The organism is Pseudosulfitobacter pseudonitzschiae, from assembly GCF_900129395.1.
Taxonomy (GTDB): domain Bacteria; phylum Pseudomonadota; class Alphaproteobacteria; order Rhodobacterales; family Rhodobacteraceae; genus Pseudosulfitobacter; species Pseudosulfitobacter pseudonitzschiae.
This window is the reverse complement of the sequence record NZ_FQVP01000006.1, coordinates 34,523-59,647: the sequence shown is the minus strand read 5'-3', so window position 1 is coordinate 59,647 and position 25,125 is coordinate 34,523. Positions and strand designations below refer to the sequence as shown.

23 protein-coding genes are annotated in these 25,125 nt (G+C 61.4%); 4 read left to right on the top strand and 19 right to left on the bottom strand.

Annotated features, from left to right (window positions below; translation table 11 throughout):
* Nucleotides 1-11: 11 nt before the first annotated feature.
* From BUC08_RS17640 to BUC08_RS17615, 6 genes are all read right to left on the bottom strand, one after another.
* Nucleotides 12-872, bottom strand: a complete 861-nt coding sequence (locus tag BUC08_RS17640) for a branched-chain amino acid ABC transporter permease (RefSeq protein ID WP_037927231.1) — start codon at nucleotides 870-872, stop codon at nucleotides 12-14.
* Nucleotides 859-1,581 (bottom strand): ABC transporter ATP-binding protein, encoded by a 723-nt coding sequence (locus BUC08_RS17635; protein WP_037927244.1) that lies wholly within the window; start codon nucleotides 1,579-1,581, stop codon nucleotides 859-861. The genes BUC08_RS17640 and BUC08_RS17635 overlap by 14 nt, the downstream gene beginning before the upstream one ends.
* Complete coding sequence (locus BUC08_RS17630; RefSeq protein WP_037927247.1) at nucleotides 1,578-2,315, bottom strand: ABC transporter ATP-binding protein; 738 nt, start codon at nucleotides 2,313-2,315, stop codon at nucleotides 1,578-1,580. The genes BUC08_RS17635 and BUC08_RS17630 overlap by 4 nt, the downstream gene beginning before the upstream one ends.
* A 10-nt stretch (nucleotides 2,316-2,325) precedes the next feature.
* Nucleotides 2,326-3,621, bottom strand: a complete 1,296-nt coding sequence (locus BUC08_RS17625) for an ABC transporter substrate-binding protein (RefSeq protein ID WP_037927249.1) — start codon at nucleotides 3,619-3,621, stop codon at nucleotides 2,326-2,328.
* 77 nt (nucleotides 3,622-3,698) lie between these two features.
* The gene (locus BUC08_RS17620; protein ID WP_037927253.1) at nucleotides 3,699-4,517 is read right to left on the bottom strand and encodes an SDR family NAD(P)-dependent oxidoreductase; all 819 of its coding nucleotides are present in this window, start codon (nucleotides 4,515-4,517) and stop codon (nucleotides 3,699-3,701) included.
* Nucleotides 4,518-4,552: 35 nt separating this feature from the next.
* Nucleotides 4,553-5,068, bottom strand: a complete 516-nt coding sequence (locus tag BUC08_RS17615) for a 2,4'-dihydroxyacetophenone dioxygenase family protein (protein WP_051694421.1) — start codon at nucleotides 5,066-5,068, stop codon at nucleotides 4,553-4,555.
* A gap of 238 nt (nucleotides 5,069-5,306) precedes the next feature.
* On the opposite strand from BUC08_RS17615, the gene BUC08_RS17610 reads away from it, so the two are divergent.
* Nucleotides 5,307-6,902, top strand: coding sequence for a XylR N-terminal domain-containing protein (locus tag BUC08_RS17610; protein WP_159436702.1), 1,596 nt, complete (start codon nucleotides 5,307-5,309; stop codon nucleotides 6,900-6,902).
* Nucleotides 6,903-6,923: 21 nt separating this feature from the next.
* Here the strand turns inward: BUC08_RS17610 and BUC08_RS17605 are convergent, their stop codons facing one another.
* The 6 genes from BUC08_RS17605 to BUC08_RS17580 form a co-directional block, all read right to left on the bottom strand.
* On the bottom strand, nucleotides 6,924-8,513 hold the full coding sequence (locus BUC08_RS17605; protein ID WP_037927260.1) for a gamma-glutamyltransferase family protein: 1,590 nt from the start codon (nucleotides 8,511-8,513) through the stop codon (nucleotides 6,924-6,926).
* A 72-nt stretch (nucleotides 8,514-8,585) separates the two neighbouring features.
* Nucleotides 8,586-9,599: an oligopeptide/dipeptide ABC transporter ATP-binding protein gene (locus BUC08_RS17600; protein WP_037927650.1), complete on the bottom strand. Its 1,014-nt coding sequence runs from the start codon at nucleotides 9,597-9,599 to the stop codon at nucleotides 8,586-8,588.
* The gene (locus BUC08_RS17595; protein ID WP_037927263.1) at nucleotides 9,596-10,570 is read right to left on the bottom strand and encodes an ABC transporter ATP-binding protein; all 975 of its coding nucleotides are present in this window, start codon (nucleotides 10,568-10,570) and stop codon (nucleotides 9,596-9,598) included. The genes BUC08_RS17600 and BUC08_RS17595 overlap by 4 nt, the downstream gene beginning before the upstream one ends.
* Nucleotides 10,567-11,466 carry an ABC transporter permease gene (locus BUC08_RS17590; RefSeq protein ID WP_037927266.1) on the bottom strand — a complete coding sequence of 300 codons (900 nt, stop codon included), beginning with the start codon at nucleotides 11,464-11,466 and terminating at the stop codon, nucleotides 10,567-10,569. Before BUC08_RS17590 ends, BUC08_RS17595 begins: the two co-directional genes overlap by 4 nt.
* A complete protein-coding gene (locus tag BUC08_RS17585; protein WP_037927269.1) occupies nucleotides 11,463-12,413 on the bottom strand; it encodes an ABC transporter permease in 951 nt (316 codons plus the stop codon). The genes BUC08_RS17590 and BUC08_RS17585 overlap by 4 nt, the downstream gene beginning before the upstream one ends.
* Nucleotides 12,413-13,891 (bottom strand): ABC transporter substrate-binding protein, encoded by a 1,479-nt coding sequence (locus tag BUC08_RS17580; RefSeq protein ID WP_224555815.1) that lies wholly within the window; start codon nucleotides 13,889-13,891, stop codon nucleotides 12,413-12,415. The genes BUC08_RS17585 and BUC08_RS17580 overlap by 1 nt, the downstream gene beginning before the upstream one ends.
* 299 nt (nucleotides 13,892-14,190) lie before the next feature.
* Here BUC08_RS17580 and BUC08_RS17575 point away from each other — a divergent pair, with 299 nt between their 5' ends.
* A complete protein-coding gene (locus tag BUC08_RS17575) occupies nucleotides 14,191-14,907 on the top strand; it encodes a GntR family transcriptional regulator (RefSeq protein WP_037927272.1) in 717 nt (238 codons plus the stop codon).
* Nucleotides 14,908-14,929: 22 nt separating this feature from the next.
* On the opposite strand, the gene BUC08_RS17570 is transcribed toward BUC08_RS17575, so the two are convergent.
* The 5 genes from BUC08_RS17570 to BUC08_RS17550 all read right to left on the bottom strand — a co-directional run bounded on the left by BUC08_RS17570 (nucleotide 14,930) and on the right by BUC08_RS17550 (nucleotide 20,756).
* Nucleotides 14,930-16,165 (bottom strand): Tm-1-like ATP-binding domain-containing protein, encoded by a 1,236-nt coding sequence (locus tag BUC08_RS17570; protein ID WP_037927274.1) that lies wholly within the window; start codon nucleotides 16,163-16,165, stop codon nucleotides 14,930-14,932.
* 18 nt (nucleotides 16,166-16,183) lie between these two features.
* Nucleotides 16,184-17,668, bottom strand: a complete 1,485-nt coding sequence (locus tag BUC08_RS17565) for an aldehyde dehydrogenase family protein (protein ID WP_037927276.1) — start codon at nucleotides 17,666-17,668, stop codon at nucleotides 16,184-16,186.
* A 5-nt stretch (nucleotides 17,669-17,673) separates the two neighbouring features.
* Entirely contained in the window at nucleotides 17,674-19,191 is a 1,518-nt protein-coding gene (locus BUC08_RS17560) for a tripartite tricarboxylate transporter permease (protein ID WP_037927279.1), read from the bottom strand.
* Nucleotides 19,192-19,206: 15 nt separating this feature from the next.
* The gene (locus BUC08_RS17555; protein WP_037927282.1) at nucleotides 19,207-19,746 is read right to left on the bottom strand and encodes a tripartite tricarboxylate transporter TctB family protein; all 540 of its coding nucleotides are present in this window, start codon (nucleotides 19,744-19,746) and stop codon (nucleotides 19,207-19,209) included.
* A 65-nt stretch (nucleotides 19,747-19,811) separates the two neighbouring features.
* Complete coding sequence (locus BUC08_RS17550; RefSeq protein ID WP_037927285.1) at nucleotides 19,812-20,756, bottom strand: tripartite tricarboxylate transporter substrate-binding protein; 945 nt, start codon at nucleotides 20,754-20,756, stop codon at nucleotides 19,812-19,814.
* A gap of 150 nt (nucleotides 20,757-20,906) precedes the next feature.
* Here BUC08_RS17550 and BUC08_RS17545 point away from each other — a divergent pair, with 150 nt between their 5' ends.
* Both BUC08_RS17545 and BUC08_RS17540 read left to right on the top strand, forming a co-directional pair.
* Nucleotides 20,907-21,716, top strand: coding sequence for an IclR family transcriptional regulator (locus tag BUC08_RS17545; protein WP_037927288.1), 810 nt, complete (start codon nucleotides 20,907-20,909; stop codon nucleotides 21,714-21,716).
* Nucleotides 21,713-23,059, top strand: coding sequence for an aminotransferase class III-fold pyridoxal phosphate-dependent enzyme (locus BUC08_RS17540; RefSeq protein ID WP_037927292.1), 1,347 nt, complete (start codon nucleotides 21,713-21,715; stop codon nucleotides 23,057-23,059). Before BUC08_RS17545 ends, BUC08_RS17540 begins: the two co-directional genes overlap by 4 nt.
* Before the next feature lie 165 nt (nucleotides 23,060-23,224).
* On the opposite strand, the gene BUC08_RS17535 is transcribed toward BUC08_RS17540, so the two are convergent.
* A complete protein-coding gene (locus BUC08_RS17535; RefSeq protein WP_037927296.1) occupies nucleotides 23,225-24,541 on the bottom strand; it encodes a TRAP transporter large permease in 1,317 nt (438 codons plus the stop codon).
* Complete coding sequence (locus BUC08_RS17530) at nucleotides 24,538-25,089, bottom strand: TRAP transporter small permease subunit (protein ID WP_037927298.1); 552 nt, start codon at nucleotides 25,087-25,089, stop codon at nucleotides 24,538-24,540. The genes BUC08_RS17535 and BUC08_RS17530 overlap by 4 nt, the downstream gene beginning before the upstream one ends.
* Nucleotides 25,090-25,125 lie beyond the last annotated feature (36 nt).

Below are 25,125 nucleotides of genomic sequence, written 5' to 3'. Positions count from 1 at the left end.
TCACACGCTCCTCAGGATTTGCGTTGAAAGATGCCTTGCGGCCGGATGGCGAGGACCGCGAGAAAGACGAGATGGCCGGCAAGGATGCCGAAACCGGGGCTGATCCGAAAGCCGATGGCCTGGCTGATGCCAAGGATCATCGCGCCGGTGAACGCGCCCCAGACAGAGCCGAGCCCGCCGATGATGACCGCCTCGAAGGCGTAGATCAGCATGAACGGCCCATCCGCCGGGGCCACGGTGGATCGCATCGCCTGGAAGGTGGCGGCAAAGCCGAGGATGCCCACGGCGATGGCGGTTGCGGTGGCATAGACGGCCTTGGGGTTCACCCCCACCATCGCCGCCGCCTCTACATCCGCCGAGGCCGCGCGCAGCGACCGGCCATAGCGGGTGAAGCGCAGCACCGCGTCCAGCCCGCCGGTCAGCAGGGTGGCGCAGACCAGCACGATCACCGGCAGCACGCCCACGAAGAGCGGTCCGATCTCGACCGAAGCCTGTTGAATCCCGCCGCCGGGCAGAGAGCGCGTGTCAGCCGACCAGACGACCAGCATGGCATTCTGCAGCGCAATCGACAGGCCAAAGGTGGCGATGAGCGAGGGCAGGGGGTCGTCACCGACCACACGGTTGAGGATCGCCCGCTGCAACAGCCAGCCGATGGCCGCGCCGATGGGGACCAGCGTGACCAGCACGCTCCACGGTCCGATGCCCGCGAAATCGGCGAAGGAGATGCCGATAAGCGCAAGCAGGATCACCAGATCGCCGTGCGTGACGTTGACGATCTTCATCACCCCGAACATCAGCGCCATACCCAGCGCATATTGGGCATAAAGCCCGCCCAGCAGGACGCCCTGCACGATACCTTCAATCCAGTGCATGGCTTGCTCCGAAATAGGCCGCGCTGATGTCGTCGCGGCTGATGTCACTTGATTGCCCCTCAAGGGTGACGCGGCCTTCGAGCAGGCAATAGAGCCGCTGCGAGGCCTGTTTTGCGAGGCCCACGTCTTGCTCGACCAGCACCAGCGCGGTGCCCTGCGCCGTCACCTGCGGCAGTGCGGCGTAGATCTCGCGCACCACTCGGGGGGCGAGGCCAAGGCTGATCTCGTCACACAGCAGCACCCGCGGCTGGGCCAGAAGCCCGCGCCCGATGGACACCATCTGTTGCTGCCCGCCCGAGAGGTTCTCGACCGGGGTGCGGGCCTTTTCGCGCAGGATGGGGAAAAGGTCATACACCCGCTCTTGGGTCCAGGGCGTGTTGTGCGGCGCGGCGGCGTGTTCGCTGGCGACGCGCAGGTTTTCTTCCACGGTCATGCCTGAAAAAAGCCGCCGCCCCTCGGGCACGATGGCCACGCCGCTTTGCACCATACGGTGCGGTGCGGTGCCGCCAACGGGTTTGCCGTCGAATTGCACCATCTCGGCGGCCACCGGCAGCAGGCCCATGATCGCCCGCAGCAGCGTGGATTTGCCGGCGCCATTGGCCCCGATCAACGCGACGGTCTCGCCCGGGTCCACGGCAAAATCTATCCCGTGCAGCGCGCGCATGTCGCCGTATCCGGCCAGCAGGCCGTGGGTGGACAGCAGGCTCATACTTCAACCCCCATGTAGACGCGTTTGACTTCCGGGTCTTCGATGACCACGGACGGCACGCCCTCGGCGATCTTTTCGCCGAAGTTCAGCACCAGCAGCCTGTCGGCCACCGCGAAGAGCGCGTGCAGAACGTGTTCGATCCAGACGATGGTGGTGCCCCCGTCGCGGATGCGCCTGATGAGCGCGACAAGATCCTTGCCCTCGTCCTCTGTCAGCCCGCCCGCGATCTCGTCGAGCAGCAACAGGCGGGGTCTGGAGGCCAGCGCGCGGGCCAGTTCCAGCCGTTTGCGGTCCAGCAGGGTGAGCGACCCGGCGTTGGTGTTGGCGCGCTGGGTCAATTCGCATGCCTCAAGCACCTGCACGCAATGGTCGTAGCTGTCCGCCTCGGCCATGCCGCCGCCAAAGGTGGCGGCGACCAGCAGGTTTTCGAAGGTGCTCATCCCGGCATAGGGCCGGGGGATCTGGTAGGTGCGCCCGATCCCCTGGTGGCACCGCTTGAAAGGCGGGCCGACCAATGGCCGATCCTGGAAACGGATCTCGCCCGTGTAATCGCGGATATCCCCGCTGATGAGATTGAACAGCGTTGTCTTCCCCGCGCCATTGGGGCCGAGGATGCCCAGCACCTCGCCCTGCCGGACCTCGAAATCAAGGTCATGCAGCACGCGGACCGCCCCGAAGGACTTGCCCAGGCCGCGTGCCGCAAGCAGCACGGAGGTGTCTGCGTTTTTCGTCATCACAGCGGCCCTACTTCGCCCAGGCCAGCGGTTTCATCGCCTGCTCGGGCTCGAACAGCGGGTTCACCGTGTTGTCGACGATCTTCAGCTCATAGGGCCATTTCTCGCCCTTGACCCACTGACCGCCAAAGATCGGCGTGGTCGAGACGTTCGGGTGCGGCCCCGACGCGAAGTCAATCGGGCCGATCAGGGTTTGCATGTTGGTAGCCTTGAGCGCATCGCGGTTGGCGGCGCGATCCAGCGGGTTGGCCGAGCGGCGCAGCGCATCGACGGTGATTTCCCAGATCGCGTGGCTGTAGCCAAGCGGCTGGGTCCACTGGCGTCCGGTTTCGGATTCCCAGACGTCCGCCACGTCGCGGCTGAGCTGACCGGTGAGCGATGATTTGAAGGGGAAGGCCGGGGTCCACCAGACCTCGGAGGACATGCCGTCACCCAGCTCGCCCAGGGATTCGATGCCCGAGGGGAACAGCAGTGCCGCGGCGACCGTGATCGCCTTGGGGTTGTATCTTTGCTGGGCGCATTGGTTCACGAAGTTGGTCAGGTCGTCCACGTAGGTGATGCCGCCGACGATATCGGCATCAAAGGCTTTGAACGAGGAGATCATCGACGAGAAATCGTTGGTCCGGGGCTGGAAGAATCCGGGCATGTCAATCTCGAACCCGGCCTCTTGCGTCGGCGAGGGCAGGCCGTAATCCATGTTGCCCCAGGTCTCGCCATCGGCGTTCTGCGGAAACAGCATGCCGACCTTGCGGTTGGTTTCAAGGCTGTTCCACAGCCCGACAAAGGTGTTCAGCGCCTCGTCCAGACCCCAGAAGAAGTGATAGGTCCAGTTGAACGGGTTGTCCGCCCCGCCGCGCGGAAAGACGACGGCCTGCCAGGGTGCGGCAGTGGACAGGCAGGGGCATTCAAACAGCTCGGCCTGATCGGCGGCGGGGTTGATGGTGTCGGTGGTCGAGGCGGGCAGCAGCATGTGCACCTCCTCGTTCAGGATCAGCTCGGCGGCGACCTCGGCCGAGCGGTTCGGATCGGACTGGCTGTCGCGCATCAGGATCTCAAGGTCGTAGGTCTGCCCGTCGGCGGCTTGGATCTTGCCGCCGAGCGCCTCGCGTACCTTTTCGACCGTGTATCCGTCCGTCTCGCCGAACAGAGCCAGCGGGCCGGTGGTCGGGGTCAGGAACCCGATCTTGATGGTGCCGGCGCTTTGCGCCCGCACGATGTTCGGGGCCGAAAGGGCCACCGCCGAGGCGCCCATGCCTTGCAGGACGCGCCGCCGTGACGTGGTCCAGCGTTTTGTGTCTTTTGTCATCTCTTGTTTCCTCCCTATGTGCCTGCCGAAGTGTTTCTCGCGGGCCCGGCAGCGCGGCCCGCCAGCGGTGCGTTGCGCTAGCCGCGCAGCGACGAGCCGCCGTCGATGGTCATCTGCGCGCCGGTCACGTAGCTTGACGCGGGCGACGCGAGGTAGAGTGCGAGACCCTTGATCTCCTCGGGGAGCGCGATGCGCCCCATCAGGGACTGCGCTTCGAACGCCTCGCGGTCGGCCTTGTTCTTCAGCCGCCCGCCGGCGATGTTGGTGATGAACGGCCCCGGCGAGATACAGTTGACGTTGATCCCGTGCGCCGCCAGCTCCATCGCCGCGTTGCGCACCAGGTGGTCCACCCCCGCCTTGGCGGGCATATAGGCGGTTCCCACGATGCTTTCGTTCACCCGTGCCGCGACCGAGGAGGTCACGATGATCCGCCCGCCGCCGGTCTGTTTCATGTGGTGTGCCGCATTGCGAATTGTCATGAAGACCCCGGTCAGGTTCACGTCGATGACGCGATCCCACTGCGCCTCGGGCATGGTGTCGATCTGCGCCTCGGGCACGCGGTCGCCCGTGGGCGACAGGAAACCCGGACCGGCATCGACCCCGGCGTTGGCAAAGACCACGTCGATGCGCCCCTGGTCGGCCACCACTGTGTCAAAGGCCGTTGCCAGTGCGGCGCGGTCGCTGACGTCAAGCTGGCCGCTTGACACTTCGCCCGGCCATCCCATTGCGGCGATCTCTGACACGGTTGTCTCCAGCCCGGCTGCATCCATGTCGAGGATGCGGACCCTGGCCCCCATCTCCACCATGATCTCGGCATAGGCGCGCCCGATACCGGAGGCGCCGCCGGTGACGATCACGGATTTGCCCGCGACGTTGAACATCGTTTCCAGGGTCATTGCTGCGGCTCTCCTCCCAGTCACCTGATCCGCGATCAGATGAACATGTCCTTGTTGATTTCGATGTCGTTGGCTTCGCAGTAGCTGACGTAATGGTCGATGAACCAGAAGACGTCGGCGGTGAAATCGAAATTCGCGTTCTCGTCGTAGAACTCGATCGCGCCGTTCAGCCAGAACAGCGCCTTCATGCCGTTCGGATCATCGGAATAAAGCGTATGTGCGGTGCCCGGCAGCTCGTAGACGAAATCGCCGGGGCGGGCGACCCAGTCGTATTCGTGGTAGCCCCAGGAGCCCTCAAGCGTGACCGCCGAGACCACGCCGCGATGCTTGTGGGTGCCGATCATGCCGCCGCCCTTGACCCACAGGATGTTGGCCGCCGAATTGTTGCGCACGTCAAAGGCCAGATGCTTGATCGCGGCCATGTCGCCGAAAGGCACCCAGGGATTGTTCTTGTCGTTGCCAGGGATAAACGCCCCCTCCTTGCCGAAGCGGTTGATCATCGCCTCGTGGGGTTCCGGGGGCAGTTTGGTGATGAGCTCTTGCTTTGACATGGGTTCCTCCTCTGACCTGTCTTTGCGGTGGAGTTCATGCAACGGCCTGCGCCCTGATCCCGTCAAAGGGAAAAAATCGATGCTGCGTCGCGGCGCGGGGCGATGGGGCGTATGGGTGTTGAATTGCTGGCAATTCGTGATGGCTGTCGCTGCGGATTTGACCGGGGCAGGGAAGTGTGCCGCGCTGCAACATTATTATTTGGTGACATCCAGTTCATCAAATGATCAAGATCGGCACATGAAAACCAATCCTGACGAATCCGCGCTGTTAACACGTGGCGGTCGCCCGACCCTGCGCGACCTGCTTGATCATCTCGAATTCAGTCCGACACGCGGCAGCATCACGCTGAACGGCGCGCGTATGCTGATGAGCCGCGCGACCTTTGGCAGCGACCTGCGCGACCAGCTTGTGCGCCGCTACTCGGAGCACGAGGCGATGGTGCTGATGCTGCGGCTTGGCTACCTGAGCGGGCGCGAGGATGCCGAGTTCATCCTGCAATCCTGGCCCGAACTGGACCCCGGCGATGCCTTCACCGCCGGCACGCGGCTGCACATGGTGACGGGCACGGTGCGGGTCGAGACCATCTCGAATGATTTCGATTTCGACACCGACAGGTTCTCGGGCGATTTCCTTTGGCACGATTCCGTTGAGGCCAGCGAATATCACCGCCGCCACGGCCGTGCCCTCCAGCCGGTCTGCTGGATGCAGACGGGTTATGCGGCGGGATATGCCAGCCCGTTCTTTCGCAAGCTGGTGCTGTTCAAGGAAACCAGTTGTTCGGCGATGAGCCACAAGGCCTGCCGTGTCGTCGGCAAGACGGTGGACCAATGGGGGCGTGACGACCCGTTTGTACAGCTTTTCCTCAACGAAGTTCTGCCAACAGGGGGCGATCACGTCGCCAATGCGCGGATCAACCGGCGGTCCGGCAAGGGGGCCGATGCCCCCGACCTTGACGATCTGATCATCGCCCCGGTGCGCGCGCGCCTTGATCTGGTTCTGCAGGGCCGGGTGCCGGCGCTGATCACCGGACCGGCGGGGGCCGGGCGACGTGCCGCCGCGCGCTGGCTGCACAAATGCCGGTTTCGCCACGGCAATTTCACGATCACCCATGCCGGTTCCCCCGAAGTGGGCGAGCGGCTGGCGGCGCTGAGAAAAAGCGGTGGACAGCCCTACGCGTCCGACGCCTTTCTCGCGATTTCGGGGATCGAGAACCTGTCGACGGACCGGCAATGGGCGCTGCTTGACCTGATCACCGGCCAGGGTGGACAGCAGCCGATGATCGTGGCGATCTCGGACATGGCCGCGGACAGGCTGGTGGCCGAGGCCGGGTTGCTGCCCGAGCTTGCCTATGCCTTGCAGGTGATGCCGATCACCCTGCCGCCCCTGAAGGATCGCAGCGCCGACCTTGGGCCGCTCTCGCGGGCCATTCTGGCCAGCGCACCGTCCTTGCGCGACGCGCCCAAGGCGCAGTTGACCGATGCGGCCTGTGACCGGATCGCGCGGCTGGACCTGCCGGGCAACCTGCCGCACCTTCGCGGGCTTCTCCAGCGGGCGGCGCTGCTTGCGGCGGACCCGAAATGCATCGACGCTGCGGATATCGATGCGGCGCTTGCGCTGGACCCGCCCCGGTCCGCACCGTCGCAGCATTCGGATATCTGGGATGCCCTTGCGCCGGGGTTCGAAAATGGATCGCTGACGCTGGACGGCCTCAACGCCACGCTCATGCAAAAGGCAATGGCGCAGACAGAAAACAACGTTGCCGCGGCCGCGCGTCTGCTTGGGCTGACGCGACCGCAACTGGCTTATCGGTTGGGGCAATCGGAACGTGAATGACCGCAGATTGGAAAAGGCTCGTTAAAACCCCAGAGCCATCCCGTCTTTTCTGGAGTCACTGCCCCCCGACAGCACGCCTGTTTCGGGGCAGATATAGATCGCCTGGCTGCCGCCGATCGGGGAGTTCTGCACGGACAGCACATGCCCGCGCGCAGCCAGATCCTCGCGGACTTCCAGGGCAACGCCGGGTTCGATATCCAACACGCCATCGTGCGCAAAGCTGCGCGGTGCATCCATCGCTTGTTGGATGTCCATGCCCAGGTCCAGCACGCCGGACAAGAACGCAGCGTGGCCTGCGGCTTGATAATGTCCGCCCATGACACCAAAGGGCATGACGGCGACGCCATCCTTGCAAAGCATTCCGGGAATGATCGTGTGCATGGGGCGTTTGCACGGCGCAATGGCGTTGGGGTGGTCTTCGATCAATCTGAATGACGCACCGCGCGAGTGGAAAAGAACACCTGTGGTCGGGTCTAAACGCGTGGAGCCGAAACCGTGAAAGATTGAATTGATGAAAGACAGCGCATTTCCCTGTGCGTCGACAACGCTCAGGTAAATCGTATCTTTATGCTCTGGCTCGTCCCACAGCGCAGGCGGCAATGCGCGGCGCATGTCGATCCGTGCGGCCAGCGCGTCCACGACCTTATCCGACAAGAGTGTTTCAACCACGTCGGGACAGTGTGCAGGGTCTGCGATCAGGGCATCGCGGTGATGGTATCCAAGCTTTGTGGCTTCGGCGTGCAGGTGAATGCGGTCAGCGTCGGAAAGGTCCTTACCCATGTCAAAGCGCGACAGGATGCGTAGGATCAACAGGGCTGCGAGGCCCTGGCCGTTCGGGGGACATTCATAAACGTCATGATCGCCATAACGCGCTGAAATCGGTTCAACCCAGTGCGCTTGATCCCGACCTTCATGAAAATCCGCCTCGGTGTGCAAACCGCCAAGAGATTGCAGATGTGCCGCCATTCTGGCTGCCACCGCTCCTTCGTAAAACCCTGCAGCACCTTTTTCTGCAATGTCACGCAGCCGTGCCGCCAGCAGGGGTTGGGCGTGCGTTTCACCGGCTTTGGGTGCTTTTCCATTGGGCAGAAACAGCTTTGCCGCATGGTCATCGCCTGCCACGATATCCGCGTTCGCAGCCCAATCCATCGCAACGCGCGGGGTCACGGGGTAGCCGTTTTCAGCGTAGTTTATGGCACGCGCAAACAGCTGTTCCAGTGGCAGCGAACCATGATCCTTGTGAAGCAGACACCACCCCGAAATGGCACCTGGAATGGTGATCGCATGCGGGCTTGTCTGGGGAATCTCATCGGTGAGACCGGCGTTTTTCAGCGCCTCGACGGTTGCAGCCGCCGGCGCGCGCCCGGAGCCGTTAAGTGCCTTTACCTTGCCGCCTTTTGGCGCATAGAGCGCAAAGCAGTCTCCACCGATACCTGTCATCAGGGGATCAACGACGCATTGCACGGCCACTGCGGCAATCGCCGCATCGACCGCATTTCCGCCCTTGGACAGAATTTCATGACCAGCAGAGGTTGAAAGCGGATGGGATGTTGCGATCATCGCTGAAGAGGCAAGCGTGCTGGGGCGGCGCGCGGAGAAGAAGTCAAACATTCTGGGTTTCCTGTAGTTGGCACCGCCGGGCATGGGCACGCGGTGATCCGGCATCATGGGACGAGGGAAGGTTCATTGCGGCTGCAAAGGGTGCAGACAGGCTACCGCGCGCTGGGGGCCGAGTTTCCCCAACTGGGGGTCTTTCAGGCGGCAATCATCCTGCGCCTTTGGACAGCGTGTGGAAAAACGACACCCTGCGGGCAGGTTGAGAGGGCTTGGGATTTCACCTGGCAACGGCTCTGAAAGCGGCTCGAAGAACTGAGGTGCCGCGGCACGAAGCGCGGCGGAGTAGGGATGAGAGGGCGCACCGAGCACCGCATCGGTCGGACCGGTTTCGACGATGCGACCAAGATACATGATGGCGATTTCCTCGCAAAGAAAGCTCGCGACGCCCAGATCGTGCGTGATGAAGATGAGAGTCAGGCCCATGTCGCGCTGTAGGGACTGCAACAAGATCAGCAGCTGCGCCTGCGTGGATACATCCAGTCCTGAAACCGCTTCGTCCGCCACGAGAACCGAGGGTTCCGAAGCCAGCGCGCGTGCGATTGCGACGCGCCGGACCTGTCCTCCTGACAAGCCCGAGGGATACCGATCAGCCGCGTCCGCAGGCAGCCCCACCCGATCAAGCAGTTGCGCAACACGTGCGGCCTCGTCTTGACGCGGTACGATATCAAAGTGCCGAAGCGGCTCAGCGATGAGCGCGCCAATCGTCATGCGGGGGTCGAGCGATCCACGGGCATCCTGATAGACCATCGCAACATCACGCGCGAATGCGATACCGCTTGCCCGTCCTTCCAGAATTGGTTTGCTGTGATACAGCGCACGCCCACCGGTCGGCCTGTCCAGCCCCAGCAGCACCCGAAGCAGGGTAGATTTGCCCGACCCGCTTTCTCCGACGACTGCAAGCGATGTGCCCTTGCGAACAGTCAGCCGAACCCCGTCCAGGGCACGCAGGCCGACTGTTTCGCGGCTGAAAAGGGATCGCCCCGGTTTGGGGACTTCGAACACCTGCTCAACCTCGATCAACTCAAAGATGGGCTGTTCAGAAGCAGGCGCTTTGGTTTCGGACAAGGTTTGCGCGATCATTCCGGGTTCCAACATGCAATGTGGTGGTCAAGGGGGCCTGTCGCGGTCTGCCGGGCTGGCACAAGCGGGGGCGCTTGGTCGGCGCAACGCGCCACCGCGCGCGGGCAGCGCGTGCAAAACCGGCAGCCAATTGGCATCTGGTCGTGGGATGGCACGGTGCCCTCGGGTGCCACCAGGTCCTTGGCACCGATTTCCAAAACGCAGGATTTAAGCTGCCTGGTATATGGGTGGCGATGCCGTTCCAGCACGTCACGCGCCGGACCGCTTTCCACAACTTGCCCCGCATAGAGCACCACGATCCTGTCGCAGGCTTGGCTTGCAAGAGCCAGGTCGTGCAACACAAAGACACAACTTGCCCCGCGTTCACGTGTCAGCTGCAGGATCAGGCGAACAATCTGGGCCTGGATCGTGACATCCAGCGCCGAGGTCGGCTCGTCCGCCAAAAGCAGATCGGGGCTGCCTGCCAAGGCGATTGCCACCATCACACGTTGCTGCATGCCGCCTGATAGCTGGTGGGGAAAAGCGGTCATCCGGCCTTCTGGATCGTTGATCCCGACAGAGGTGAACAACTCGATCGCTTGTTTCCAGGCCTCTGCCTTTGAAAGCCCGTGAATGCGTTGCAAGGTCGTGCCAAGCTGTCGTCCGACCGTGTACGAAGGGTTCAGCGCAGTGCCCGCGTCCTGGAAGATCATAGACAGGCGGCGGCCGCGCAGCTTGACCATTTTCCGCTCTGACAGCGTGAAAAGGTCGCCTTCACCAGCCAAGGTCGCACTGCCCGTGACCCTTGCATTTTCAAGCAGGCGCATGATCGCGGTGGCGATTGTCGATTTCCCGGCACCGCTTTCCCCGACCAGGGCCAGGGTCTCGCCCTGGCCAAGTGCAAGGGTCACGCGATCCAGGATTTTAGCTGCCCCTCGAAAGACGGTCAGATCCTTGATCGACAAGACATGATCTAGGGCCATATCTTTCATGAATCCCTCCGGAGTTTGGGGTCAAACTCTTCGCGCACCCCGTCGCCGACAATCGACAAGGCGATCAGCAAGAGGGCCAGGGCAAAACCGGGCATTGCCGACATCCAGGGCGCAAAGCTGACAAAATCGCGCCCTTCAGCGATCATGAGGCCCCAGTCAGGTGTCGGGGGCGTCACGCCGATGCCCAGGAACGAGAGAGACGAAGACACCAGGATTGCCTCTGAAACGCGTATCGTGACCTGAACGGCGAGCGGGAAAATCACGTTCGGCAGGACATGGCGCAGAACCACACGCAGGTAGGAAATGGACATCAGCTGTGCAGCCTCGATGAAAAGCTGCACGCGCACCTGCATCACGTCGCTGCGCACCGTGCGTGCAAAGGGTCCGATCATGGAAAGGCCCACTGCGATGACGACCTTGTCCACGCCCTGACCAAGGATGGCGATGAACGCGACGGCCAGGATCAGCGACGGCAATGCAAGGATGGCGTCGATCAGGCGCATCAGGCCCCATTCCGCCCATCCACCGGACAGCCCTGCGGCCAGCCCGATGATGAGCCCACCCACCGCGCCAATCATGACAGAAAAGATGCCGATGATGAGCGCATAGCGCGCACCAAATATGACACGCGACAGGATGTCCTGGCCGTAGCTGTCCGTGCCAAGCCAATGCACCACGGAAGGGGCTTTCATCATGACGTTGAAATCCTGCTTTACCGGATCGAACGGCGCGACATAGGGCGCGAAAATGGCGGCGAGCACGTAAGCCGCGGCAATGAGCAAAGATGCGGTAAAGAAAGGCCGCCGGATGAAAACAGATCGACGGGATTTTCCCGCAGGCGACGGGGTCGCTGCGATCGGTACATCCGCGACGCCTTTGGTGATCTGAACGGTCATTTGCTGGTTCTCAGTCGTGGATCGAGGAAGGGATAGGACAAATCGACCAGCAGGTTGACGCCAATGAACAAAACGGCGGTCATCATAACGCCGGCCTGAACCACAAGGTATTCACGCCCCAGAACTGCCGAGGTCAGCATCTGTCCGACACCGGGAAGGTTGAACACTGTTTCAGTCAGAACAGTCCCCTGCAACAGCACGCCCAGTTGCAGACCGAGGATCGTCACAAGCGGCATGGCGATGTTGCGGACACCATGCACCCAGACCACACGCCAATTGGGTTCACCGCGTGCGCGGGCCGCTGCAATATAGGGTTGCTCCAACACTTCGATCAGCGTCGCGCGGGTCAGGCGGGTGATCATCGCGATGAAATAGGTCGAAAGCGTGAGGCCCGGCAGGATCATGTGGTAAATGCCGAGCCAGAAGTTCTCCCACGGGGACACATAGCCCATCACGGGAAAAATCTGAAGTTTCACCGCGAAAAACCAGATCAGCAGGATACCCAAGAGAAACGACGGGAATGCCGTCCCCGTCAGGGCAAGCACTGCCGATCCTGCGTCAAAGATCGTATCCTTCTTGATGGCCGACAGCACGCCCAAGGGCACACCGACCAAAATTGCAAAAAGAAGGGAAAAGGAGGCGAGGGTCAGCGTGACAGGCAGCGCCTCCTTGAAGGCATAGGTGAAAATCTCTGCGCGCGCGACATAGGATGTTCCCCAGTTGCCCTGCACAAACTGGATCGCCCAGTTCGCGTATTGAACGAGGAATGGTTGATCCAGCCCCAGTTCGGCGCGCAGGGAATCGTAGCTTGCTTGAGAGAACTCCGACCCCAGCATGATCTGGATCGGATCGCCCGGAGCCAGCTTTAGAAGTCCGAAGCTGGCGACCGACACGACGAAGAGGACAACGAATGTCTGTGCGATTTTCCCCAGTGCCTTGAAGAGCATTAGCCAATACTCACGGTGTGCAGGTTCACAAGGTCGGCCGGGATGTACTGGAAGCCCTTAACCTTGGTCGAGAACACCTTGTAGATCGGCATGTGGGCCATGATGGCAATGCCGGCTTCGTCCATCAGAAGGTCTTCGGCCTTGTTGTACAGGGTGCTCCGCGCTGCTGGGTCCAGCTCGACCTGTGCTTGGGCGCAAAGGTCATCAAAGTCGGTGTTCACCCAGCCGCCAAAGTTCCACGCCCCGTCTGATTTGAATTCAGGATACAGCGTTTCGTCGGGGTCGAGATCTGCAACCCATTCAAAATCATAAAGATCAAAGTCCGAGGCATTGCGCCGCTTTACCCAGGTTGCGGGTTCCACAAGTTCCAGTTTCGCCTTGATCCCGATTTCAGCCAGCATCGGAGCCACGGTTTGGGCGACACGGGTGCCGACAGGTCCGCGTTCCGCCATCAGATACACGGCTTCGATTTCGCCCTGGTTGGCGGCTTTGGCACGGAAGGACTTTGCCTTTTCCAGATCGAACCACTGACCACGGCCACTTGTCGCGATGTCGGGGTCAAAGAATTCGGTCATCGGAGGAGAAATCGGCGTATAGGCTTTTTGTGCCCGTCCAAAATAGGCCTGTTGCACGAGTGTGTCGCGATCCAGCGCCCAGGCAACTGCACGGCGCAGGTTGATGTCGTCAAACGGGCTGCGTTTGCAGTTCATGCCGACAAAGGTGTAATTGCCCTCGATCTCGCCATAAAGGTTCGCGTTCGGAAAGGCTTCGACCTGGTCGACAAGTTGCATGGGGCAATCGGTCATGCCGTCAATCTGGCCGGAGAACAACGCCGCAAGCGCCGTTGACGCCTCGTTCATCAGAACAAAGGTGGCACGCTCAAGCTTTGGCAGACCGGGTTCGAAATAGTCGGGGTTCGCTTCGAGTTCGATGGCGTCGTTTTCTTTCCAGGACACAAATTTGAATGGCCCGGTTCCAACGGGATTGCGCCCATAGTCGGCACCGTATTTCTGTACGGCAGCGGGGCTGACGATTGTTCCTGCACGCCCGGTCGAACCGTTCAGGGCGACGGGCAAAAAGGCATAGGGTTGCGAGAATGTCAGCTTTATCGTCAGCGGATCGACGATCTCGATAGTCTCCAGAAGCTCCAGTTTCCACGCGTGGGGTGACTTGGGTTCCCCTTCCTTGACGCGCAACAGCGAGAATTTGACGGCTTCTGCGTCACAGGGTGTTCCATCGTGGAACATGACGCCCTCGCGCAGCTTGAAGACGTGTACTTTTTCGTCCTCGATATCCCAGCTTTCCGCCAGATCGGGCTCGAAGGTGACGTTCTTGCCGTCGTACACGATCTTGAGCAGACCGTTATGGATGTTGTTGATGATCTGGATGGAAGACAGGAAGCCAGTGAAATGGGGGTCCAGCGTATCAATGACCTTGATGGACGCAATCTTGATGTGACCGCTTTGTTGTGCGCGCACAACAGAAGGTGCCCCTGTCGTTGCTGCGGTTAGAAGACCTGCACCAAGGCCCTTAAGAACTGTTCTGCGCCCAAAGCGTGCAGAAAGGCGTTCGGCGAGAACTTTTTTGTGGTCGATCGGTTTCATGTTTTGTTTTCCATGTTGGCATTGTCTCCTCCCCTTTTCGTATTGACCGACCAATTCCTGCGCCGGGTTTCCCCCGGTTCGCCCGCCTCACGCCGGTTTTGAGGCATTTTTTAACCGAACCCTCCAACTTGTTCGGCGTCGTGTGGTTAAGGCTTGCAAGGACATGTATACAAATGGAAGCTAAAAGAGCACAAAACGACTGGATTGGTTGGCAGATGACTATTCGTGCAGCAGATTGCATCTTTGAAAGCCTGATAGAGACGATCATGGGCGGCCAATTGGCCCCGGGCGAACCGCTTATTGAACAGGCATTGGCTGAAAAATTCGGTGTCTCGCGTACCCCGGTAAGGGAGGCCTTGCACAGGCTGGCGCAGGCGGGCCTGGCCGAGCGTGGCACCAGACGGGCCTACTTTGTGCGCGAGATGACACCCGAAGATCTTGCTGAACTGTTCGAGGCCACCGGCGAGATAGAGAGTGCGCTTGCCGCTCTTGCCGCCAAACGTATGAGTGAAATCGAACGCCGCCAGCTTATGGCAATTGTTGAAAGCGGCGATGCCTGCGACGACCCGGCGATATACAGCGAGATCAATCGGCAGTTTCACGAGGCGATAAAGGTCGGTGCCCGCAACACGACGCTTGCCGCCACTCTGGACGAGCTCAGCATGCGTACCTTTGCCTGGAGAACGGCCAACTTCCGGGAAGACAGCAGGCGGCTGGCGTCCTCTCGAAGCGAGCATCGTCAGATCGCGGATGCGATACTGAATCTGGACGTCGACCTGACGCGCAGACTGGTCTGCAGCCATGTCGCGTCTTCTTATCTTGTGTCGTCCGACATTCTTGCACGCCGCAAGACAGAGCTGGGCGGATTTGCATTCCAGCGTCTGCCATGACGGACGCCGGCTTCGTCAGAGATCAGGCAGACTTTACAATTCCCTCGGCACGCCATGCGTCGAAGATTTCGAGCGCTTTGCTGACAAATGCCGCGTCATTGATATGGGCGTCCAGATCGTGACGTTGCACGTGCGCGGGGAGGGTTGCACGCAGTTCGGTCAGAAAGGCATCAAGGCCCGCCTTGTCGTGCAGGTCCGCGCCTTCGCGGTCCCATTCGCCCAGACCCTGTCCCGGCAGGATCATCGCGACCGGTGCCTGCGCCACGGCCAGTTGTCTGGAATGGGCACGTGCGACGTCCTGGCGTTCTGCCGTGTTCAACACAATCGAGGTCAGCAGGCGATTGTGAGCGTGCATCATGTGGTCTGACCATTTGTCGGGCACATCCTGCCAGCCCACGATATCGACCAGATCATAGCACCCCGGCGCCACGATTTGCGGAATGCCCGCTTTGCCTGCATTTGTCAGACGGTCGGCCCCCGCCGAGATGTTCGAGCCGTGCAGGTGATTGCCCAGCTCTTGGGTGCAGAAATCAAGGACACAGGCAAAGGCGCCCTGTGACGCGAGGCTTTCAAAGGCGCGTCCCCCCATGCCCGTGGCGTGGAACACGGCCACTTCGTAACCGCGTTCTTCCAACGCAGGCTTGAGGGACACCATGTATTTCAGCGCCGATTTGCCCAGGGATGTCATGCCGATCAACGGCTTGGACAGGTCCGGTGCCGTGACCGCGCGCGCCGCACCTAGGACTGCGCCAGCCGCCTGACTGAGCGAGGCCTTGCAAACGGAGTTCAAACCGTAAAGCCCGCCGGCCCAAAGGATCATCTGCGTGTCCGCCGCCAGCCGTTCCGCAGGGATCAAAGGCGAGAAAGAGACCGTCGAGACCACATATTTCGGCACGCCCAAGGGCAGGGCCGTGCAGACATCCAGCGCCAGGTCGGTGCCCATGGTCCCGCCAAGCACGATCATCCCGTCAAAACGCCCCTCGGCATACAGCCGCGCGGTCAGCATCGCGGCGCCCTTTGCCATGATCTGCATCGCGTGGTTTTCATCGCCGGAGTCAATCGCGGCCTGAATGCTGCTGCCGCCTTCCTGGGCCACGTCGTGTTTGGAATAATCCGTGGGCTGTGACGGATCACCCAGAACAGACACATCCATGGTGACGACCCGACCGCCCTGACCGCGCAGCACCTGCGCCAGGAATCCCAGTTCGTCGTCCTTGGTGTCGTAGGTTCCGATCACAAGAATGGTTTTGTCAGACATGTTGGTCCTCCCTAGGCCTCAAAGCTTGATCCAGGCGGTCTTGAGATTTGTGTATTTTTCCAGCGCGTGCAGCGATTTGTCGTGTCCATTGCCGGACTGGCCGACGCCGCCCAGTGGCACCGTGACATCGGGCCCGCCATAGGTGTTCACGTGTATCACCCCTGTCCGCACGGCCCCGATCATCCGGTGCGCCCGCGACAGGTTCGCCGTCCAGACGCCGCCCGCAAGCCCGTAGATTGAATCGTTTGCCAGCCGTATGGCGTCGGCCTCGTCGTTAAACGGGGTGACAGCCAGAACCGGGCCGAACACCTCTTGCTGGGCCAGGGTTGCCTTGGGCGCGACATCGGTGATGATGGTGGGTGCCATGAAATAGCCGCCGGTCTCCTGCAAAACCTGCCCGCCGCCGGTGGCGATTGTGCCACCTTCCTCTACCGCGGTCGTGACGAATTGCAGGTTCTGGCGCAGCTGGTTTTCGGAGTTGACCGCGCCGATCTCGGTCGAGAGGTCCAGCGGATTGCCCACCTTCATCGCTTCGGCCACGCGGGCGACCTCGGCCACGAAATCATCGTGGATCGCAGCCTCGACCAAAAGCCGCGATCCCGCCACACAGACCTGACCCGCATTGCGGAAGATCCCGAAGGCGGCGACCTTTGCGGCCTCTTGCAGGTCCGGGGCGTCGGCGAAAACGATGTTGGGGGATTTGCCGCCAAGCTCAAGGTAGACGCGTTTCAGGTTCGACTGTGCGGCATAGGTCAACAGGCGGCGGCCCGTCCCGCCCGAGCCGGTAAAGACCAGGACGTCCACGTCCATGGACAGCGCCATCGCTTCGCCGACAACCGGGCCTTCCCCTGTCACGGCATTCAGGACACCCGGCGGCAGGCCCGCTTCGTGGGCAAGCTCGACCAGGCGCATCAGGGACAGGGAGGCGGTTTCCGCAGGCTTCAGGACCACGGAATTGCCCATCGCCAGGGCCGGGGCCAGTTTCCATGCGCCAATCATCAACGGGAAGTTCCACGGGATGATCGCGCCGACAACGCCCACGGGTTCCTTGTGGATCAGTCCCAGGAATCCGTCCTGTGTCGGGGCAATCTCGCCATAGTGTTTGTCGATGGCCTCGGCATAATACCGGATGGTCGCAGCGGCCGAGCCCGGCTCTGCCTTCAGGGCCATACTGATCTCGGTGCCGTTGTCGCGGACCCCCAGCACGGCCAGTTCAAGCGCGTGGGTGTCGATCAGCTCCGCCCATTTCAGCAGGATGTTTTTGCGCGCCGCCGGGGTTTGACCGGCCCAGCGTCGGTCTTCGAACGCTGCGCGCGCGGCCGCGACGGCGGCGTCCATGTCAGCCTTTGTGCCCTTGGCGACGGTGGTCAGGCGCTGGCCGTTCAACGGCGACAGAACCTCCATGTCCTGGCCGTCAGAGGCGGCGACAGTCTGTCCGTTGATAATGTGGCGCTGCGCCGGGACGGTGAGATTGCCCAGTGCATCGATGGCTGCCTGATCCATGGCGGTTACCTTTGCTGCGTGTCGTGAATGTCATGATCGGCATCGGTCGCGGGCGCACCGTATTCGCGGAACAATGCCCGGATGTGTATGGCGATGACCAACAGGATCATAAGGAACAGAATAAAGGCGATGGGACGGTCGATCATATCCATCGGCGTCTTGAGGCGCGGCATGGCCGAGCGCAATTTAACCTCCATGATGCCGCCCAGAACCATGCCAAGGATGATCGGCACAATCGGCAGGTTCAGCCGTTTCAGGATCAGGCCCAGAACGCCAAATCCTGCGGCAATCATGCAATCGGTCAGGGAATTGCGCAGCGAATAGACGCCGACGAAGGACAACACCAGGATCATCACGCCCAGGAACCGCGTCGGCACCCGGATGATTTTTGTCATCAGGTTGGTAGAGAACAGCAGGAACACAAAGACGATCACGTTCAACAGGATCAGCGCAATATAGAGGCCATAGACCAGGTCGATGTTGTTCTGAAACAGCTGCGGTCCCGGAATGACGTTGTGCACGTAGAACACGGACAGCATCATGGCGGTCAGCGCCTCGCCGGGGATGCCAAGCGCCAGAAGCGGGATCATCGCCGCCGCTGGAACGGCGTTGTTGGCGGCCTCGGATGCGATCAGCCCCTCGGGCGATCCATTGCCAAACAGCTTTGGCGTTTTCGAGGTTTTCTGCGCGTAGGTATAGCTCATGAATTGGGCGGTGAATTCGCCCGTGCCCGGGATCATCCCCAGGATCACGCCAAAGCTTGACGCGACCGTGGCCACACGCTTGTTGCGCAACAGCTCTTTGATGCCGACACTCATCCGTCCTGACACCGGCTTGGCGTCGGGGGTGCTGTCCGGCTGCGTCAGCAGGAAAAACGCCTGGCTCAACGCAAAGAGGCCAAGAACCACGACGATAAGATTGATCCCCGAACTCAGGAAGGAAAAGCCGAAGGTGTAGCGCTGGGTGTAGGTGACGGCATCAAGGCCGATGGTCTGCAGGAAGATGCCGAACATGGCCAACATGCCTGCGGCCATGATCTGCCCCCGATGGGCAAGGATCACGAGAACGATCCCCAAAAGGGCCGCGAGAAAGATTTCCCGGCTGCCGAACATGGGCGCGACCCAGGCCAGCACGGGCGACAGCAGGATCAGGCACAGAATGCCGAAAATGCCACCCCAGAAAGATGCGGAATAGGCGATGGAGACGGCGCGATGCGCTTCGCCCTTTTGGGTCATCGGGAAGCCATCGTAAGAGGTCAGCGCGTTGACCGCCGTGCCGGGCGTGTTGATCAGAACGGCGGGGATCGCGCCCCCGTACATGGAAGATCCGTAGATCCCCAAAAGCATCGTCAACCCGACGATGGGGTCCATCGAAAAGGTTGCGGGCAACAGGATCGCGATGGCCACGGCAGGCCCGACGCCGGGGATTGCGCCAATCACCACGCCCCCGATCGAGCCTATGAAAAGCGCAAGCATCACGTCCCAGCGCATCAGCATTTCGGCACCGGCCAAAAGGTTTTCCATCGTCCGTGATCCTGCCTAGAAATATGTCAGCATGAATTGGCGCAGCCCGTCTGGCAGCGCCTCGTAGATTTGTCCGGCGGGCAGGCTGACGTGCAGCAGCGTTCTGAACAGCACGACGATGGCGCATGCGATCAACGTGGCGCTGATCATCATCCGGCGGCTGCGATAGCCCATTCGCAGCGTCAGCAAGAGAACAAAGCCCACGGTTCCGATCAGATACCCCACAACTGGCACAAGGACCGCGTAGAGGATGAACCAGATCGCGAACTCCAATGCGCGGACCCAGGTCAGAACTTCGCGCCACCGGCCCTCGATCCGTTCGGACACCATCGACCCGATCAGGTGAAGCGCCGCGAAAAAGGCCATCCCGCCCAGGGAAACAGCGGGCCAGAACCGGGGTTGTGCAATAAGCTTTTGCCCGTTGCGCCACGCGGTCTGATCCCAAAGCTGCGACAACATGAACACCGCAAAGGCCAGGGCCAGCCAGGCAAAGACGATATCGCCCGGACGGCGATAGCGCTGGAACATTTGTTGAAGCGTTTGAAATCTGAGCATTGCAGCTTCCCCCTGGCAGATCAGAATGCGGGCGACCCGTCACAGGTCACCCGCTGTCAGTTGGATCAGTTGCCCAGCATCTGGCCAATGGTGCCAAGCGTCTCGATATCCTTGGCGATCTGGTCTGCGGCTGCATCAGCGTCCTGCCAGTAGACCAGCGCACCGGTCTCGGCGGCAAGCTTCTGTGCTTCTTCGGACATCACGGTTTCACGCGCGACGGCGATGATCTTTTCCTGCACATCGACGGGTGTGTCCTTGTGAACGAACAGGCCGTTCCACAGGGCGACATCCAGCGTCGGGGCAAGCTCGGCCACCGTCGGTGTGTCCGGTGTCAGCGAGATCCGCTGGTCCCCGATAGAGGCCAGCACCTTGACGTTGTCCAGGCAGGGCAGGATCAGCTGAAGCGTGGTGTTGATCACGTCGACATCTCCCGATGCCAGCGTGTTGCAGTCAAGCGCATCGAACGGGGCATCGGATGCATAGGAAAAGCCCATTTCGCTGGCCAGTGCCAAAGTCACCTGTGTCGGAACAAGCGGCGCACCGAAATGGCCCAGGACCACATCGTTTTCCTGCGCATATGCCGCCAGACCTTCCATGTCATCGTAAGGCGCATCGCCCGCGGCAGCGATCACGAAGGGATAGGTCAGGAAGTTGCCAAGGGGGATAAACGGATCGGGGTTCAGTTCCGGGATGCCGATGGTCGGCCCGACGACCGGCACCGCAATGATGAACGACCCGATGGTATAGCCGTCAGCAGGCGCGTTTGCGACTTCGATAGCGCCGGGGAAGGGGCCGCCGCCGCCGCCGGGCTTGTTCACGACAGCCGCGGGCACGCCATAGGTTTCCTGAAAATCGTTGGCGATCATACGTGTCAGCACATCTTCCAGGTCTCCCGGAGGCCACGGCACGATGAATTCAACGGGCTTTTCGGGATATTCAGCCAATGCCGGTCCGGCCAATGCGGCGACGGCAACGGACAGCGCTGTCGTATACTTCCTGATTCTGGACATGGTTTCTTCCTGTTTTTGGTTTCTTGATCTTACCGAATAATCGGTTCATATATTGAACCGTCGGTTCATAAAAAGGTTGCCTTGTGAAGCTTCACCTGTCAAATCTTTTTTGGAATCGGGGCAGAACCGGCCCCTCGGAAAGGAGTTCAGATGTCGTCCGTTTCAAAAGCGCTTGAGCTTATGACCTTCTTTTCGGGCGCGCGGCCCGAGATCGGCTTGTCCGAGATGCGCAGGCTGGCCGGGCGCGACAAGGCGACAACCTACCGCCACCTTCAGGCCCTTCAGGTCTTTGGATTAATTGAACAAAACCCCGAAACGAAAAACTACCGCCTTGGTCCCGCGCTGTTGCAGCTTGCACAGTTGCGCGAACAGACGGTGCCCCGCAAAGCCGCCGCACGCACCGCCATTCAAAGGCTGGCCGAAGTCACCGGAGAAACCACCCACGTCAGCGTCATGTCGGGCAACACACTTTACGCGCTCGACTCGTGCGAATCGGAAAAACACAGCACGCGGGCGATAATCGACATTGCCATCTTCCCGCTTCACGCCACGGCATCCGGCCTGTGTGCCCTTGCATTCGGCACAGCCGATCTTCTGGAAATGGCGCAGGCGGACCTGAAACCTTTCACCGCCTCCACGCCGCTGACGCAGGACGCGCTGGCGTCTGCGGTCGCCGATGTGCGCCGGTCCGGTTTCGGCAAATCCCTGGGCACGTTCGAGGCAGACATTCACAGCCTGTCCGCCCCGCTTTTTGACCAGGACGGACATTTTGCCGGCGCCGTGTCGGTTGCCAGCGTGGCGACCCGATTTGATCCCGCGCTTGAGCGGACGATCATGCAAGGTCTGGTCGCCGCATCCAGGGACATCACGAAAAACTGGGGTGGCCGCGTGCCCCAGAACATCGAACACAAATGGGAGGCCACGCTTGGTGGCCACACAGAGATGGAGCATGCCACATGAAGGATTCAAACTTTCTGAAGGAAAACAACGGTCGAGTCTTCTGGCACCCGATGACGTCGCCGGAGGACAGCATCAAGAACCCGCCAAAGATCATCACCGCCTCGAACGGTGTGCGTATTTCGGACATCGACGGTCACGAAGTGGTTGATGCGGTCGGTGGTCTTTGGAATGTGAACCTGGGCTATTCCTGTGCGCCGGTGAAGGACGCCATCGCGGCGCAACTGGAAAGGTTGCCTTATTATTCCACGTTTCGCGGGTCGTCCAACGATGCCGCGATCGAACTGGCGTTTGAGCTGGGCGAATTTTTTGCCCCTGACGGTGTCACGCGCGCCTTCTTTACCTCTGGCGGATCGGATTCGGTGGAAACGGCGCTGCGGCTGGCGCGGCAGTATCACAAGCTGCGGGGCGATTCCGGGCGGGTCAAGTTCCTGAGCCTGAAGAAAGGCTATCACGGCACCCACTTCGGCGGCGCGAGTGTGAATGGCAACGCCAATTTCCGCACCGCCTACGAGCCGCTGATGCCCGGCTGTCATCACATTCCGGCCCCCTATACCTATCGCAACCCGTTCAACGAAAGTGACCCGGAAAAGCTGGCGCATCTCTGCGTTGCGGCCCTTGAAGACGAAATCGCGTTCCAAGGGGCCGGGACCATTGCCGCGATGATCATGGAGCCCATCCTGGGGGCCGGGGGTGTGATCCCGCCGCACAAAAGCTTTGCCCCGATGGTCGCGGATGTCTGTAAACGCAACGGCATCCTGTTGATCACCGATGAGGTCATCACCGCCTATGGCAGAACCGGCGCATGGTCGGGTGCACGGCTGTGGGGCATCAAGCCGGACATGATGTGCACCGCCAAGGCCATCACCAACGGCTACTTCCCCTTTGGGGCGCTGATGATCGGTGAACAGATGCAGGAGGTGTTCGAGAACAACCCCGCCGCCAAGATCGGTCACGGCTATACCTATTCCGGCCACCCGGTTGGCGCCGCGGCGGCGCTGGCGTGTCTGGCCGAGACAAAGCGCCTGAACGTCGTCGACAATGCCGCCGCACGGGGCGATCAGCTTTATCAGGGCTGTCTGGCGTTGCAGGAGAAATACGACATCATCGGCGACGTGCGCGGGGGGCACGGGTTGATGACCGCCATTGAAATGGTCAGCGACCGCGCAACCAAGGCACCGATTGACGCAGCCAGCGCCATGAAGGTGCAAGAGGTGGCCTATCAGTCGGGTGCGATGGTCCGCGTTTCTGGCCCGAACCTGATCCTGTCGCCGCCGCTGGTTCTGACCGAAGCGGACGCGACCGCGATCCTCGACGCGCTTGACGCAGGCTTTGCAGCTTTGTGAGGGCGGGCCGGCACCGACAAGGCAGGCACTGCAGCCGATGCGTCGTCCAAGTGCCATTTGCCCGCCGCTTTGGGGTGATCCCGGCGGATCACCCTAGTGTGTCGCGACCCAAATCCGGCAGTCCGACATAGCGCGTGCGCGCACGGGCCATCGCCCAGGCCCCTGTCAGCGTCCGGTGATCCACGGGAACGCGATCAGCAGGCCAACCGCGAGCACCTGTAGCGCGATGAAGGGCAGCAACGACCGGAAGATTTCGCCCAGCGATATGTCAGGGGGGGCGACCGACTTCAGGTAGAAGGCCGCCGGGCCGAAGGGGGGCGACAGGAAACTCACCTGCATGTTCATCGCGAACAGCACGCCGAACCACACCGGGTCAAGGCCCAGCGTCTTGATGATCGGCACGAAGATCGGCATCGTCAGCAACGCAATCCCCACCCAGTCCAGGAAGGCCCCGAGGACAAACAGGATTGCCATCATCACCAGCACGATCACGGTCGGATTTTCGGAAATCCCCGTCATCAGCTCCGAGATAAAGCGGATGCCGCCCATCAGGTTATAGACCCCCACGAGCGCCGTGGCACCGATGCCGATCCAGACGATCATGCCGACCGTGGCCAGCGTCTGCATCGCGCTGTCACGCAGCATGGCGAAGGTGAATTCCCCCCGCAGCACGGTCGACAGCAGCACGCCGCCCACCCCAACGGCAGAGGCTTCGGTGACCGACGCGATCCCCGCATAGATCGACCCGAGTACGAAAAAGACGACCAGCAGCGGCAGGATCAGACCCTTGAGCAGTTTGACCTTTTCGGCTGTTGGCATCCGCACCGGATCGGGCGGTGGCGCAACGCTTGGGCGGATGTAGGACAGCACGAGGATATAGATCACGTAGAACATCGCCAGCATGAAGCCGGGGATAAAGGCCGCGGTGAAAAGATCCCCGATCGAGACGTTGGCCGTCAGTCCGTAGATGATCAGCACGATTGACGGCGGCACCATGGTCCCCAGCGAACCACCCGCACAGACCACACCAATGGCCAGCTTGCGGTCGTAACCCTGTCGCAGCATCTGCGGCAGGGCGATCATGCCCAGCAGGACAATCTCGCCGCCGATGATCCCGGACATCGCCGCCAGCACCACCGCGACGAAAATCGTCTGCACCGCCACACCGCCGCGCAACCGGCCGCCGATCAGCTTCATCGCGTCGAAAAGGTCGCGCGCGATCCCGGATCGGTCCAACAGCGCCGCCATCAGCACGAACATCGGCACCGAGACAAAGACGAAACTTTCGACAAACGTATAGATGCGCGAGGTGATGATGGGCACCGCCATGGTGCCATAGCCCAACAGCGCAAACACCAGCGCCACCAGCAGCGTGACAAAGGCCAGCGGCATGCCCGTCAGCAGCAGCATGACCATCAGGCCGAACATCCACAGGGTCAGCGGCCCGATGCCGATGGCCGCGAAATCGAGAAGAGCACTCATGCGTCGGTTTCCAGGGCGCGGTCCGCAGGAGCGCGCAGGTAATTGATGGCGAGGATCAGGAACTGGATCGCCATCGCGATGAGAATGAGGAACAGGAAACCCTTGACCAGCGCCGGTGTCGGCGGGTTCCAGGCAGAGCCCGAGGTTTCCATGCGAAAGGCGCCGGTTGGTGTCCAATAGGACTTGGTCACCATGATCCAGCAGGCAAAGGCGAAAAAGCCCGAGGCGATCAGCGACAGGATAGAGATGGCGACGTTCAGCCACCGCTTGGCGCGGGGACCGATGGCGTCATAGATCAGGACGACGCGAATGTGGCTGTTGCGGGACACGCTGAACAAACCGCCGTAGAGGAAGGACAGGCCGCACAGGAACGTCGTGGTCTCGTGCGCCCACAGCGTCGGACTGTTGAACACATAGCGCAGAAAGACCTCGAGCAGCAGGATGCAGGCGGCCAGCACGATGCCCGCCGCGAATACATAACCGCCCTTGTCGATGATGCGCCCCAGGCGTCCCGCTTCGGGCGCCGCGCGCTTGGACAACTCGCTCATGTCTCTCCTCCTCGCTTCAGGGTTCCGGGGCGGGCA

Bases quoted from the DNA above. Each gene is read 5' to 3' on its own strand.
- BUC08_RS17630 (WP_037927247.1), bottom strand. From the start codon at position 2,315: ATGACGAAAAACGCAGACACCTCCGTGCTGCTTGCGGCACGCGGCCTG.
- BUC08_RS17560 (WP_037927279.1), bottom strand. From the start codon at position 19,191: ATGGAAAACCTTTTGGCCGGTGCCGAAATGCTGATGCGCTGGGACGTG.
- BUC08_RS17570 (WP_037927274.1), bottom strand. From the start codon at position 16,165: ATGTCTGACAAAACCATTCTTGTGATCGGAACCTACGACACCAAGGAC.
- BUC08_RS17540 (WP_037927292.1), top strand. From the start codon at position 21,713: ATGAAGGATTCAAACTTTCTGAAGGAAAACAACGGTCGAGTCTTCTGG.
- BUC08_RS17610 (WP_159436702.1), top strand. From the start codon at position 5,307: ATGAAAACCAATCCTGACGAATCCGCGCTGTTAACACGTGGCGGTCGC.
- BUC08_RS17620 (WP_037927253.1), bottom strand. From the start codon at position 4,517: ATGACCCTGGAAACGATGTTCAACGTCGCGGGCAAATCCGTGATCGTC.
- BUC08_RS17605 (WP_037927260.1), bottom strand. From the start codon at position 8,513: ATGTTTGACTTCTTCTCCGCGCGCCGCCCCAGCACGCTTGCCTCTTCA.
- BUC08_RS17625 (WP_037927249.1), bottom strand. From the start codon at position 3,621: ATGACAAAAGACACAAAACGCTGGACCACGTCACGGCGGCGCGTCCTG.
- BUC08_RS17565 (WP_037927276.1), bottom strand. From the start codon at position 17,668: ATGGATCAGGCAGCCATCGATGCACTGGGCAATCTCACCGTCCCGGCG.
- BUC08_RS17635 (WP_037927244.1), bottom strand. From the start codon at position 1,581: ATGAGCCTGCTGTCCACCCACGGCCTGCTGGCCGGATACGGCGACATG.
- BUC08_RS17530 (WP_037927298.1), bottom strand. From the start codon at position 25,089: ATGAGCGAGTTGTCCAAGCGCGCGGCGCCCGAAGCGGGACGCCTGGGG.
- BUC08_RS17600 (WP_037927650.1), bottom strand. From the start codon at position 9,599: ATGATCGCGCAAACCTTGTCCGAAACCAAAGCGCCTGCTTCTGAACAG.
- BUC08_RS17535 (WP_037927296.1), bottom strand. From the start codon at position 24,541: ATGAGTGCTCTTCTCGATTTCGCGGCCATCGGCATCGGGCCGCTGACC.
- BUC08_RS17595 (WP_037927263.1), bottom strand. From the start codon at position 10,570: ATGAAAGATATGGCCCTAGATCATGTCTTGTCGATCAAGGATCTGACC.
- BUC08_RS17545 (WP_037927288.1), top strand. From the start codon at position 20,907: ATGTCGTCCGTTTCAAAAGCGCTTGAGCTTATGACCTTCTTTTCGGGC.
- BUC08_RS17585 (WP_037927269.1), bottom strand. From the start codon at position 12,413: ATGCTCTTCAAGGCACTGGGGAAAATCGCACAGACATTCGTTGTCCTC.
- BUC08_RS17555 (WP_037927282.1), bottom strand. From the start codon at position 19,746: ATGCTCAGATTTCAAACGCTTCAACAAATGTTCCAGCGCTATCGCCGT.
- BUC08_RS17640 (WP_037927231.1), bottom strand. From the start codon at position 872: ATGCACTGGATTGAAGGTATCGTGCAGGGCGTCCTGCTGGGCGGGCTT.
- BUC08_RS17615 (WP_051694421.1), bottom strand. From the start codon at position 5,068: ATGTCAAAGCAAGAGCTCATCACCAAACTGCCCCCGGAACCCCACGAG.
- BUC08_RS17575 (WP_037927272.1), top strand. From the start codon at position 14,191: ATGGAAGCTAAAAGAGCACAAAACGACTGGATTGGTTGGCAGATGACT.
- BUC08_RS17550 (WP_037927285.1), bottom strand. From the start codon at position 20,756: ATGTCCAGAATCAGGAAGTATACGACAGCGCTGTCCGTTGCCGTCGCC.
- BUC08_RS17590 (WP_037927266.1), bottom strand. From the start codon at position 11,466: ATGACCGTTCAGATCACCAAAGGCGTCGCGGATGTACCGATCGCAGCG.